The 12,998-nt window shown below is 59.3% G+C and carries 11 protein-coding genes; 7 read left to right on the forward strand and 4 right to left on the reverse strand.

What is annotated here, in order from left to right:
* Positions 1 to 45: 45 nt before the first annotated feature.
* Together MFF34_RS02065 and MFF34_RS02070 are read left to right on the forward strand one after the other, a co-directional pair.
* A complete protein-coding gene (locus MFF34_RS02065; RefSeq protein WP_238209913.1) occupies positions 46 to 1,347 on the forward strand; it encodes a sigma-54-dependent Fis family transcriptional regulator in 1,302 nt (433 codons plus the stop codon).
* Between the two features lie 140 nt (positions 1,348 to 1,487).
* Positions 1,488 to 1,910 carry an RcnB family protein gene (locus tag MFF34_RS02070; protein WP_186679306.1) on the forward strand — a complete coding sequence of 141 codons (423 nt, stop codon included), beginning with the start codon at positions 1,488 to 1,490 and terminating at the stop codon, positions 1,908 to 1,910.
* Between the two features lie 69 nt (positions 1,911 to 1,979).
* Here MFF34_RS02070 and gyrB read toward each other — a convergent pair whose 3' ends face one another.
* Genes gyrB through dnaA form a run of 4 tightly spaced genes read right to left on the reverse strand, consistent with a single transcriptional unit; the run spans position 1,980 to position 8,197 of the window.
* A complete protein-coding gene (gene gyrB, locus MFF34_RS02075; RefSeq protein WP_027592066.1) occupies positions 1,980 to 4,400 on the reverse strand; it encodes a DNA topoisomerase (ATP-hydrolyzing) subunit B in 2,421 nt (806 codons plus the stop codon).
* Between the two features lie 4 nt (positions 4,401 to 4,404).
* Entirely contained in the window at positions 4,405 to 5,508 is a 1,104-nt protein-coding gene (gene recF, locus MFF34_RS02080) for a DNA replication/repair protein RecF (RefSeq protein ID WP_027592067.1), read from the reverse strand.
* Between the two features lie 15 nt (positions 5,509 to 5,523).
* Complete coding sequence (gene dnaN / locus MFF34_RS02085) at positions 5,524 to 6,627, reverse strand: DNA polymerase III subunit beta (RefSeq protein ID WP_027592068.1); 1,104 nt, start codon at positions 6,625 to 6,627, stop codon at positions 5,524 to 5,526.
* Positions 6,628 to 6,667: 40 nt separating this feature from the next.
* Positions 6,668 to 8,197: a chromosomal replication initiator protein DnaA gene (dnaA, locus tag MFF34_RS02090; RefSeq protein WP_027592069.1), complete on the reverse strand. Its 1,530-nt coding sequence runs from the start codon at positions 8,195 to 8,197 to the stop codon at positions 6,668 to 6,670.
* Between the two features lie 596 nt (positions 8,198 to 8,793).
* Between dnaA and rpmH the strand changes: the two genes are divergently transcribed.
* The 5 genes from rpmH (at position 8,794) to mnmE (ending at position 12,722) form a co-directional block, all read left to right on the forward strand.
* Positions 8,794 to 8,928 carry a 50S ribosomal protein L34 gene (gene rpmH, locus MFF34_RS02095; RefSeq protein WP_003253163.1) on the forward strand — a complete coding sequence of 45 codons (135 nt, stop codon included), beginning with the start codon at positions 8,794 to 8,796 and terminating at the stop codon, positions 8,926 to 8,928.
* Positions 8,929 to 8,941: 13 nt separating this feature from the next.
* Entirely contained in the window at positions 8,942 to 9,346 is a 405-nt protein-coding gene (gene rnpA, locus MFF34_RS02100) for a ribonuclease P protein component (protein ID WP_238210260.1), read from the forward strand.
* The gene (gene yidD, locus MFF34_RS02105) at positions 9,339 to 9,584 is read left to right on the forward strand and encodes a membrane protein insertion efficiency factor YidD (RefSeq protein ID WP_075046823.1); all 246 of its coding nucleotides are present in this window, start codon (positions 9,339 to 9,341) and stop codon (positions 9,582 to 9,584) included. The genes rnpA and yidD overlap by 8 nt, the downstream gene beginning before the upstream one ends.
* Positions 9,585 to 9,586: 2 nt before the next feature.
* Positions 9,587 to 11,269: a membrane protein insertase YidC gene (yidC, locus tag MFF34_RS02110; protein WP_027592071.1), complete on the forward strand. Its 1,683-nt coding sequence runs from the start codon at positions 9,587 to 9,589 to the stop codon at positions 11,267 to 11,269.
* A gap of 82 nt (positions 11,270 to 11,351) precedes the next feature.
* Positions 11,352 to 12,722: a tRNA uridine-5-carboxymethylaminomethyl(34) synthesis GTPase MnmE gene (gene mnmE / locus MFF34_RS02115; protein ID WP_238209916.1), complete on the forward strand. Its 1,371-nt coding sequence runs from the start codon at positions 11,352 to 11,354 to the stop codon at positions 12,720 to 12,722.
* Positions 12,723 to 12,998 lie beyond the last annotated feature (276 nt).

The following is a 12,998-nucleotide window of genomic DNA, read 5'->3' on the forward strand; positions in this document are numbered from 1 at the left end:
GGCAGTCCTTGCTACCCTCCGCCGGGTTATCACATCGGTGCCGTCATGCCTGAGCCTCATCACATCATCCTAGCGTTGGTTTCCTACCTCGAACACGATGCCCTGCCCACCATCGTGCTGGACACGGACTACAACATTCTCGCGGCCAACGCGGCCTACCGCCGCCAGTTCGGCCGAGACCAGCAGGCGCCGCTGGGTGAAAAATGCCATAAGGTCTCGCACCACTATGCCGTGCCATGCGACCAGGCCGGCGAGCATTGCCCCATGCGCAAGGCATGGGACAGCAAGGTGCCGGAACGTGTGCTGCACATTCATCACACGCCACGCGGCCCTGAGCATGTGGACGTCGAGCTGCGGCCGATCCTGGATGAGCAGGGCAGGGTGGTCGCCTTTGTCGAGCGCCTCACCACCATCACGCTCGCCGCAGCGCAACCTCAGCAGCAGGGCTTGGTAGGGCGGGCGCCAGCGTTCAAGGCAGCATTGGCCAGCCTGCAGCGCGCGGCGCCCGCGCAAATCCCAGTGTTGCTCCAGGGCGAATCGGGTACCGGCAAAGAGCTGTTCGCCCGCGCCCTGCACATGGGCAGCCCGCGTGCAAACGGGCCGTTGGTCGTGGTCGACTGCACCGGCTTGACCGAGTCGCTGTTCGAGAGCGAGCTGTTCGGCTACGAGAAAGGGGCGTTCACCGGCGCCAACCAACGCAAGATCGGCCTGGCCGAAGCCGCACATGGCGGCACGTTGTTCCTCGACGAAATCGGCGAAGTGCCGATGGCCATGCAGGTCAAGCTGCTGCGCCTGATCGAGTCCGGCAGCTTCCGCCCGGTGGGCAGCCTGCGGACCGTGCACTCGGATTTCCGTTTGGTCTCAGCCACACACAAGCCGCTCAAGAAAATGGTCGCCGAAGGTACGTTCCGTGAGGATCTGTATTACCGCATCAGTGGCTTTCCTATCCGGCTGCCTGCCCTGCGTGAGCGCGTGGAGGACCTGCCATTGCTGGTCGAAAGCCTGCTCCAGCGTATGGCTGGCCAGCCGGCGCCCAGGTTGGCCGATGACGCCTTGAAGCACCTCGGGCTGCATCCGTTCCCGGGCAATATCCGCGAGTTGCGCAACATCCTTGAACGGGCACGGCTGTTTGCCGATGACGGGCTGATCCGTCCCGAGCACCTGCCTGACGACATCGGCCCACCGATTGCACCTGGCGTGACAAGGGGCCGAGGCCATAGCGACCTGAGTGAGCTGGCGCAGGCGCTGGAGCAGTTTCAGGGGCCACGCAGTGAGCTGGCGCGCCACCTGGGCATGAGTGAGCGCACCCTCTACCGACGCTTGAAGTCACTGGGCTTGGGCACATAGGGAGTCTCGGCCTTGCGCACCTTTACCTGACCTTTACCTCGAGCCAAGGAGTAGCTTGGCAAAACCGCTGTCTGATCCATTAACCGCACCAGGCGAACCGAACTTGCGCTGGGCATTAACATGCAGAGGATCAGCAACACATGAAGAAAACCCTGACCGTGCTGTGCGCCGCGCTGATGTTCAGCGCGCCGCTGGCCAGCTTTGCTCAACCGGGCCCACCCCCGGGGCATGACAACGGCCCCTCCCATCAGGGCAACACACCGCATGGCAACGGCCAGCACGGCAAACAGCCGCAGGGTCGGCCGGGTAACGGCCATGCGCCAGCCCCTTACCAAAACCCGAACTTCCGTCCACAGCCGGGTATGCCGATACCCCATCAACAATGGCAACGCGGGCATGCCGTTGACCCCCATTACCGCGGCGACCGCTACTGGGTAACCGACTGGCGTGCACGTCACCTCTATGCGCCACCGCGTGACCACCGTTGGTTGGCTGTGAATGGCGACTACGTGCTGGTGGCGATTGCCAGTGGGGTGATCGTGAACATTCTCAGCGGCTACTGACCCACCGTATCGCACGCATAAAAAAGCCCGCTTTCGCGGGCTTTTTCATGTCGTTCAACCTACACCTGATCAGAAGTCCAGGTTCGATACCGACAGCGCGTTGCTTTCGATGAACTCGCGGCGAGGTTCCACTGCGTCGCCCATCAAGGTGTTGAAGATCTGATCGGCAGCGATCGCGTCTTCGATGGTGACCTTGAGCATGCGGCGCACGGTTGGGTCCATGGTGGTTTCCCACAGCTGGTCCGGGTTCATCTCACCCAGCCCTTTGTATCGCTGGATGGTGTGGCGCTTGGTGCTTTCGTTCATCAGCCAGTCCAGGCCTTCCTTGAACTCGACGATTGCTTTGCGGCGTTCGCCACGCTGCACATAAGCACCTTCGCCCAGCAGGCTGGCCAGCTTGGAACCGATATTGACCACGGTACGGTAGTCGTTGCTGCCGAAGAAATCGCGGTTGAAGGTGATGTAGCTGGCCAGGCCGTGCGAGGTGATTTCCACTTCCGGCAGCCAGACATTGCGCTCCTTGTCTTCGCGCAGGCTGGCTTGATACGCCAGGCCCGACTTCTGGGTGCTGCTCAGACGCTCCTGGAACTTGGCCAGCCAGGCCTGCATCACAGCGTGGTCGCCCAGTTGCTCCAGGGTAACTTCCGGCAGGTAGATGAAGTGCTCGGTCAGCTCCTGGGGGTACAGGCGCGACAAACGCTTGAGGGTCTTCATCACGCCACGGAACTCGTTCACCAGGCTTTCCAGCTGAACACCGGAAACCGCTGGCGCCGACTCGTCCAAGTGCAGGCTGGCATCTTCCAGGGCCGATTGGGTCATGTATTCTTCCATGGCCTCGTCGTCCTTGATGTACTGCTCCTGCTTGCCTTTCTTCACCTTGTACAACGGTGGCTGGGCAATGTAGATGTAGCCACGCTCGACCAGCTCTGGCAGCTGACGGAAGAAGAACGTCAGCAGCAGGGTACGGATGTGCGAACCGTCAACGTCAGCATCGGTCATGATGATGATGTTGTGATAACGCAGTTTGTCGATGTTGTACTCTTCGCGACCGATACCACAGCCCAGTGCGGTGATCAGCGTACCGACCTCCTGGGACGAGATCATCTTGTCGAAGCGAGCCTTCTCGACGTTGAGGATCTTACCCTTCAACGGCAGGATCGCCTGAGTGCGACGGTTACGACCTTGCTTGGCCGAACCACCGGCGGAGTCACCCTCCACCAGGTACAGTTCGGAAAGGGCAGGGTCCTTTTCCTGGCAGTCAGCCAACTTGCCTGGCAAGCCCGCGATGTCCAGTGCACCTTTGCGGCGAGTCATTTCACGCGCCTTGCGCGCGGCTTCGCGGGCACGAGCGGCGTCGATCATCTTGCCGACAACAGCTTTGGCTTCGTTCGGGTTCTCGAGCAGGAAGTCCGAGAAGTATTTATTCATCTCCTGTTCCACGGCGGTTTTCACCTCCGAGGAAACCAGCTTGTCTTTGGTCTGGGAGCTGAACTTAGGGTCAGGGACCTTGACCGAGATGATCGCGGTCAGGCCTTCACGGGCGTCGTCGCCCGTGGTCGCCACCTTGTTCTTCTTGGCCAAGCCTTCCTGCTCGATGTAGCTGTTCAGGCTGCGGGTCAGCGAAGAACGGAAGCCCACCAAGTGAGTACCGCCATCGCGCTGCGGAATGTTGTTGGTGAAGCACAGCAGGTTTTCGTTGAAGCTGTCGTTCCACTGCAGGGCCACTTCAACACCCACGCCATCGTCACGCTGGACGTTGAAGTGGAACACCTGGTTGTTCACCGGCGTCTTGTTGGTGTTCAGGTACTCGACGAACGCACGCAGGCCGCCTTCGTATTTGAAGAACTCTTCCTTACCGCTGCGTTCATCCTTGAGCAGAATGCCGACGCCCGAGTTGAGGAACGACAGTTCACGGATCCGCTTGGCCAGGATGTCCCAGCTGAAGTGGATGTTCTTGAACGTCTCAGCCGAAGGCTTGAAGTGGATGTGGGTACCGGTCGTTTCGCTGTCACCTACAATCGCCATCGGCGCTTGAGGGACACCATGAACGTAGGTTTGCTCCCAGATCTTGCCGCTGCGACGCACGGTCAGCACCAGCTTCTCGGACAGGGCGTTAACCACGGAAACACCCACACCGTGCAGGCCGCCCGAAACTTTGTACGAGTTGTCGTCGAATTTACCGCCGGCGTGCAGCACGGTCATGATGACCTCGGCTGCCGATACGCCTTCTTCTTTATGCACGTCAACCGGAATGCCGCGACCGTTGTCGCGCACGCTGATGGATTCATCCGTGTGGATGATGACGGTGATGTCATCGCAATGACCGGCGAGGGCTTCGTCGATCGAGTTGTCGACCACTTCGAAGACCATGTGGTGCAGGCCGCTACCATCATCGGTGTCGCCAATGTACATGCCGGGACGCTTGCGTACGGCATCCAAACCTTTCAGCACTTTAATGCTGGAGGAGTCGTACGTTTGATTTTCGCTCATGCCTTCACTCCCGATGGTCGTGGGTCTGGGTGATACGGCCCTGTTCCACGTGGAACAAAGCAACTGGCGTTTCCGTCTGCCAGCCTTCCCTCAGTAATTCGTGATCTACACAGGTGATGAACACCTGGCAGCGTAATTCTTCTAGCAAGCGGCACAATGCGCGGCGGTGTTGCTCGTCCAGTTCTGACGGCAAGTCATCCACGAGATAAATACAGTGACCGCGGCGAGCCTGGCTGACGAGGTGGCCTTGGGCAATGCGTAGCGCACACACCACAAGTTTCTGCTGCCCTCGCGACAGAATGTCGGCTGCGTTATTGGCAGCCAACCGAAGACGCAGATCAGCACGCTGCGGACCGGCCTGGGTGTGGCCCATTTGCTGGTCACGAAGAAGAGAGGAGGCGAGTACTTCGTTGAGTTCCCGGTCCTTGTCCCAGCCTCGGTAATAGCTCAGGGTCAACCCGTCAAGCTCGACCAGTTCGCTCAGGGTTCGCTCGAAGACGGGCTTCAAGGCCTTGATGTAGTTGCGACGGTATTCATCTATTTCCGCGCTGGCCAGGCACAATTCCCGGTCCCAGGCGGCTTGCGAAGCTGGGTCAAGTGTACCATGCCGCAACCACGAGTTCCGCTGCCGGAGCGCCTTCTGCAGACGTTGCCAGGCAGGCAGAAAACGAGGTTCCACGTGGAACACTCCCCAATCCAGGAATTGGCGGCGAATTTTCGGGGCGCCTTCCAACAGCCTGAAACTGTCTGGGTTGATCAGCTGCAGGGGCAGCAACTCGGCCAACTGCGCCGCACTTTTGGCATTCTGCCCGTCGATACGGATGGTGAAATCACCTTGCCGCTCGCGAGATACGCCCAGGTTGCTGGTGCCCCCCGACGTCAACTCAACCTCGCCAAACACGGTGCAAGCCGGCTGCTCGTACTGGATGACCGGATTCAGGCGCGTGCTGCGGAAGGAGCGCGCCAGCCCCAGCAAGTGCACAGCTTCGAGCACACTGGTTTTGCCGCTGCCGTTAGCACCGTAGAGGATGTTGATGCGGGGGGAGGGTGAGAGGGTCACCGGGTGCAGGTTGCGCACCGCGGTGACCATGATACGTCGAAGGGACATTCAGTCTGCTACAGGTTACAGACGCATCGGCATGACAACGTAGGAAGAGTCATCATTGCCAGCCTCCTGCAGCAGCGCACTGCTGTTGGAGTCGGACAGAATCAGACGCACCTGCTCGGTCGTCATCACGCCCAGCACGTCCAGCAAGTAGCTGACGTTGAAGCCGATCTCCAGCGCGCTGCCGTTGTAGTCGACGCTGATCTCTTCTTCCGCTTCTTCCTGCTCAGGGTTGTTGGCTTGAATCTTCAGTTGGCCAGCGGCCAGTTGCAGGCGAATGCCGCGGTACTTTTCGTTGGACAGGATCGCGGTACGGCTGAATGCCTCACGCAGCGCCTGACGATCACCGACCACCAGCTTGTCGCCACCCTTAGGCAGTACACGCTCGTAGTCCGGGAACTTGCCGTCCACCAGCTTGGAGGTGAAGGTGAACTCGCCGGTAGTCGCGCGAATATGGTGTTGCCCCAGGACGATGCTGACCATGCCTTCCGGATCAGTCAGCAGGCGCGCGAGCTCCAGGATACCTTTGCGCGGCACGATCACCTGGTGGCGATCATCCTGCTCGATGGGCGCGCTCATGGAGCACAGCGCCAGGCGGTGGCCATCGGTAGAGACGGCGCGCAGGGTGTTACGCGACACCTCCAGCAGCATGCCATTGAGGTAGTAGCGCACATCCTGCTGAGCCATGGCAAAGCTGGTGCGCTCGATCAGGCGGCGCAGCTTGCTCTGTTCCAGGTTGCAGGTCAGCGAGCCTGGGCCTTCTTCCACCGTCGGGAAGTCATTGGCGGGCAGGGTCGACAGGGTGAAGCGGCTGCGGCCGGCCTTGACCAACAGTTTTTGCTCGTCGACCTTGATATCGATCAGGACGTCGTTCGGCAGGCTTTTGCAGATGTCCATCAGCTTACGGGCCGGGACAGTGATTTCGCCAGGCTCGGCTGGCTCTTCCAGTTGTACGCGGCCTACCAGTTCGACTTCCAGGTCGGTACCGGTCAACGACAGCTGCTGGCCTTGCACAACCAGCAATACGTTAGACAGGACCGGCAAGGTCTGACGGCGCTCGACGACACCGGCGACCAGTTGCAGGGGTTTCAACAGGGCTTCGCGTTGAATGGTGAAATGCATGGTCTAGTCCCTTGCCTTCAATTAGCTGCGCAGACGGCCATCAGGTCGTCAGCGTCCGCAGCAGGTTCTTGTAGTCCTCGCGGATGTCCGCGTCGGATTCCTTCAGTTCGTTGATTTTGCGACAGGCGTGCAGCACGGTCGTGTGGTCGCGACCACCAAACATGTCGCCGATCTCCGGCAGACTGTGGTTGGTCAGCTCCTTCGAGAGGGCCATGGCTACCTGGCGCGGGCGCGCGACAGAACGCGAGCGACGCTTGGACAACAGATCGGAGATCTTGATCTTGTAGTACTCGGCCACTGTGCGCTGAATGTTATCCACACTGACCAGCTTGTCTTGCAGCGCCAGCAAGTCTTTGAGCGATTCGCGAATCAGTTCGATGGTGATATCGCGGCCCATGAAGTGCGAGTGAGCGATCACACGCTTCAGGGCACCTTCCAGTTCGCGGACGTTAGAGCGGATGCGCTGGGCAATAAAGAAGGCAGCGTCATGCGGCAGCTCGACTTTGGCCTGGTCGGCCTTCTTCATCAGAATCGCGACACGCGTTTCCAGCTCGGGAGGTTCTACCGCAACGGTCAGGCCCCAGCCGAAGCGGGATTTCAGACGTTCTTCCAGGCCCTCGATTTCCTTCGGGTAGCGGTCGGAGGTGAGGATCACCTGCTGGCCGCCCTCGAGCAGGGCGTTGAAGGTGTGGAAAAACTCTTCCTGGGAACGCTCTTTGCGGGCGAAGAACTGGATGTCGTCGATCAGCAACGCATCGACCGAGCGATAGAAGCGCTTGAATTCGTTGATGGCATTGAGCTGCAGCGCCTTGACCATGTCCGCGACGAAACGCTCCGAATGCAGGTAGACCACCTTGGCATTCGGATTTTTCTTCAGCAAGTGGTTACCCACAGCATGCATCAAGTGGGTTTTACCCAAGCCCACACCACCATAAAGGAAGAGCGGGTTGTAACCATGCTTCGGGTTGTCGGCGACCTGCCAGGCAGCGGCCCGCGCCAGCTGGTTCGACTTACCTTCGACGAAGGTGTCGAACGTGAACGTGCGGTTCAGGTAACTGGTGTGCTTGAGGGCACCTTCAACCTGAACAGTGCGCTGTTCGGTGCGGGTGTTGGTAGCCGGTGCCGGCGCAGGCTCGGCCATGGCATCAAAGCTGTCACGCGACGAAGGCTCGGCAACCTCATTGACCTGCGCAGCTTCCACAGGCGCAGCGGCAGGCTCTACCGACATCGCAGCAGGCGCAGCTTTTTGTACCTGGGTCTGCGCCAACGAAGCGGCCACAGCGGCACTGACCGGCGCATTGGGCGCGGCCCGCGGCGCCGAGCTGCGACGGCTGCCTATTAATAAGGAAAGGGCAGGCGCAATGCCGCTGCCGTTCTCACCCAACAGCTCGAGCAGACGACCCAGGTACTTTTCATTGACCCAATCGAGAACGAAACGGTTAGGCGCATAGACGCGCAACTCGTCGCCTTCGGCTTCGACCTGTAGCGGACGGATCCAGGTGTTGAATTGCTGGGCAGGCAGTTCATCGCGCAGAAGCTCCACGCACTGCTGCCAAAGTTCCACTGACACGGATATCCCCTGAGTTTGAAAGCCGGATGAGGCAAAAACAAACCGCCATTGTACCGGTCGAGCGATCAGTTATCCACATGTGGATACGTTAGGAGCCATGACAAAACAGCCATTTATCGACCAAAACGGCTTTATTGCGCTGTGCATAAGCTCTGTGGATAACCGCACCTGAGGGCTATGCACAACCCTGGGTTGAGATCTGTGGATAATTCACCTGTGGATAATGAGCACTTTAATCCACAGCTTCTGCGCATGCGGAGCACAAGCGCAGCACCGGATACCGACAGGGTTTCAAAACTCTGTACAGCCCGCGATTTCTTGGCTGTAGAACGTTATCCACAGAAAGTTATCCACTTAAGATTTATAAGTTCTTTAAGAAAGCTTTTTAAATGTCTCTTCTTTTTTTTCATGTTATCCCCCGATGTGCGTTCACGCTAAGGCCGCGTCTGGGCAGCGTCTGATCGACCGAGCCCGTCACGCCTTCTATAAGGAATGACTGGTTGGAAATTGACCTATTGGCTTGCTTTCTCTAGAATCGCCGGTCTCTTAAAAAGGGGGCCATCCCGGCCGTCGTCGACAAACCCAGGTAACACGCCATGAAACGTACTTTCCAACCAAGCACCATCAAGCGCGCGCGCACTCACGGTTTCCGTGCTCGTATGGCTACCAAGAACGGCCGCGCTGTTCTGTCGCGTCGTCGTGCCAAAGGCCGTAAGCGTCTGGCCATTTGATTTTTCGGCACAGGTGGTGAGTCAGGACTTCAGTCGGGAAAAGCGACTGCTTACACCCCGACATTTCAAAGCGGTCTTCGACTCCCCAACCGGCAAGGTTCCAGGGAAAAACCTGCTGATCCTTGCTCGCGAGAACGGCCTCGATCATCCGCGCCTTGGCCTGGTGATCGGCAAGAAGAGCGTCAAGCTCGCCGTTCAACGCAATCGCCTCAAGCGCTTGATGCGCGATTCCTTTCGTCTGAACCAGCAGATACTCGCTGGCCTGGACATCGTGATCGTCGCGCGCAAGGGATTGGGTGAGGTAGAAAACCCGGAATTGCATCAACACTTTGGCAAGCTCTGGAAACGCCTGGCGCGCAGCCGGCCTTCTCCAGCGGTTAGCGCCGATTTCGCAGGGGTAGACAGCCAAGATGCGTAAACTGGCACTCGTTCCGATCCAGTTTTACCGTTATGCCATCAGTCCTCTGATGGCCAGTCACTGTCGTTTCTTCCCCAGCTGCTCCTGTTACGCTTACGAAGCCATCGAAAACCATGGCTTATGGCGTGGTGGGTGGCTGGCCGTTCGTCGCCTGGGGCGTTGTCATCCGTGGAACGACGGCGGTTTCGATCCCGTTCCACCCGCTCCTTCCTCCCGAACTTCTTCGATAGCCGAGTAATCATGGATATTAAACGCACGATCCTGATCGCCGCGCTGGCAGTCGTGTCCTACGTCATGGTCCTGAAGTGGAACGATGACTACGGCCAAGCTGCCCTGCCGACTCAGAATACTGCTGCCAGCACTGTTGCTCCGGGCTTGCCCGATGGCGTGCCGGCCGGTAACAACGGTGCCAGCGCCGATGTACCGAGCGCCAACGCCGAATCGAGCCCTGCCGAACTGGCACCGGTCGCACTCAGCAAGGATCTGGTCCGCGTCAAGACCGATGTTCTGGAACTGGCTATCGACCCGGTGGGTGGTGACATCGTCCAGCTGAACCTGCCGAAGTACCCACGCCGTCAGGACCACCCGAACATTCCGTTCCAGCTGTTCGACAATGGTGGCGAGCGTGTTTACCTGGCTCAGAGCGGCCTGACCGGCGCCAATGGCCCGGACGCCCGTTCCACGGGTCGCCCGCTGTACGCGGCTGAACAGCGCAACTACCAGCTGGCCGATGGCCAGGAACAACTGGTGGTAGACCTGAAGTTCAGCGACAACGGTGTTAACTACATCAAGCGCTTCAGCTTCAAGCGCGGTGAGTACGACCTGACCGTCAGCTACCTGATCGACAACCAGAGCAGCCAGGCTTGGAGCGGCAACATGTTTGCCCAGCTCAAGCGTGATGCCAGTGGCGATCCGTCTTCGAGCACGGCCACCGGCACCGCTACCTACCTGGGCGCCGCCCTGTGGACAGCTGCCGAGCCGTACAAGAAAGTGTCGATGAAAGACATCGACAAAGGTAGTTTGAAAGAAAATGTGTCCGGCGGCTGGGTCGCCTGGCTGCAGCACTACTTCGTTACTGCCTGGATCCCGGCCAAGTCGGACAATAACGTTGTCCAGACCCGCAAGGACAGCCAAGGCAACTACATCATTGGCTACACCGGCCCAGCCATCAGCGTTCCTGCTGGCGGCAAGGTCGAAACCAGCGCCATGCTGTACGCCGGTCCGAAGATCCAGTCCAAGCTCAAAGAGTTGTCCCCAGGCCTGGAACTGACCGTCGACTACGGCTTCCTGTGGTTCATTGCCCAGCCGATCTTCTGGCTGCTGCAACATATCCACAGCCTGCTGGGTAACTGGGGCTGGTCGATCATCGTCCTGACCATGCTGATCAAAGGCCTGTTCTTCCCGCTGTCGGCTGCCAGCTACCGCTCGATGGCGCGCATGCGTGCCGTGGCGCCGAAGCTCGCTGCGCTGAAGGAACGCTTCGGTGATGATCGCCAGAAGATGTCCCAGGCGATGATGGAGCTGTACAAGAAAGAGAAGATCAACCCGCTGGGTGGCTGCCTGCCGATCCTGGTTCAGATGCCGGTATTCCTGGCCCTGTACTGGGTACTGCTGGAAAGCGTAGAAATGCGCCAGGCCCCATGGATGCTGTGGATCACTGACCTGTCGATCAAGGATCCGTTCTTCATCCTGCCGATCATCATGGGCGCCACCATGTTCATTCAGCAGCGTCTGAACCCGACGCCACCGGATCCGATGCAGGCCAAGGTAATGAAAATGATGCCAATCATCTTCACCTTCTTCTTCCTGTGGTTCCCGGCTGGCCTGGTGCTGTACTGGGTTGTGAACAACTGCCTGTCGATTTCGCAGCAGTGGTACATCACCCGCCGTATCGAAGCAGCGACTAAAAAAGCTGCTGCTTGACGGGCTGCTAGTCTGTGAATAAAAACGCCCCCTAGTGGGGCGTTTTTGCTATCTGTCGTTTTTGTCGTAGAGGCTTTCGAGCATGAACACTGTGCGTGAGACCATCGCTGCCATCGCTACCGCCCAAGGCCGCGGTGGCGTGGGCATTGTCCGCTTGTCTGGCCCTCTGGCGGCCAAGGCAGGCCAGCTCATCACCGGCCGCACCCTAACGCCTCGCCATGCGCATTACGGGCCCTTCCGTGATGACCAGGGCCTGGTCCTGGACGAAGGCATCGCGTTGTACTTCCCAGGGCCGAACTCGTTCACCGGTGAGGATGTGCTCGAGCTGCAGGGGCATGGTGGGCCGGTGGTCCTCGACATGCTGCTGCAACGCTGTGTACAACTCGGTTGCCGCCTGGCCCGGCCCGGTGAGTTCAGCGAGCGTGCGTTTCTCAACGACAAGCTCGACCTGGCGCAAGCCGAGGCGATCGCCGACCTTATCGAGGCCAGCTCCAGCCAGGCCGCGCGCAATGCCTTGCGTTCGCTACAAGGTGAGTTCTCCAAGCGTGTGCACAGCCTTACCGAGGCACTGATCGCCTTGCGGATCTATGTCGAAGCGGCGATCGACTTCCCGGAGGAGGAGATCGACTTCCTCGCCGATGGCCACGTGCTGTCGATGCTGGACGCGGTGCGTGGCGAGTTGTCCACAGTGCAACGCGAAGCCGGGCAGGGCGCTTTGCTGCGTGATGGCATGACCGTAGTGATTGCCGGCCGTCCGAATGCGGGTAAATCCAGCCTGCTGAATCGGCTGGCCGGCCGCGAAGCCGCCATCGTCACCGACATCGCCGGCACCACTCGCGACATCCTGCGTGAACATATCCACATCGACGGCATGCCGTTGCATGTGGTCGACACTGCAGGCCTGCGTGATACCGATGACCATGTGGAAAAGATCGGCGTAGAGCGGGCGCTCAAGGCCATTGGCGAAGCGGATCGTGTATTGCTGGTTGTGGATTCCACAGCCCCGGAAGCCGCAGACCCATTTGCCCTCTGGCCTGAGTTCCTCGATCAGCGGCCAGACCCTGGCAAAGTCACCCTGATCCGCAACAAGGCTGACCTCAGTGGTGAGGCCGTGGGCCTGGAACAGTGTGACGACGGCCATGTGACCATCACCCTCAGCGCCAAGGACGACGACAGTGGCTTGCAGTTGCTGCGCGACCACCTCAAGGCCTGCATGGGTTATGAACAGACCGCCGAGAGCGGTTTCAGCGCCCGCCGGCGCCACCTGGATGCCCTGCGCCAGGCCAGCGATCACCTGGAGCATGGCCGCGCGCAGTTGACCCTGGCGGGGGCCGGAGAGCTGCTGGCCGAGGACTTGCGACAGGCTCAGCAGGCCCTGGGAGAGATCACAGGGGTGTTCAGCTCGGATGACCTGCTGGGGCGTATCTTCTCCAGTTTCTGCATCGGTAAGTAATCCACAGGCCTTCAAAAGGCACTCGCAACACCAGGCCGCTCCTCCGGGAGCGGCTTTTTTTTGCCCGGCGATTGGTTAGCAAGGGGCTTTGGATAGCAAAAGCACCCTCGACTTCCGGTTTTATTTCATCCACAGCAGCCAAAACACTCGCCTGTACCCTGTGGAAAACCCTCCATCAGCTCTCTTGATAACCCTCTCTTTTTCTTGAGGAAAAAACCGCTTGTGCATAAGTAGTACTTTAATCCACAGGCTAAAGGACGTTATCCAGAGGCCTTA

It is taken from the genome of Pseudomonas sp. PAGU 2196 (genome assembly GCF_022179005.1).
Taxonomy (GTDB): domain Bacteria; phylum Pseudomonadota; class Gammaproteobacteria; order Pseudomonadales; family Pseudomonadaceae; genus Aquipseudomonas; species Aquipseudomonas kermanshahensis.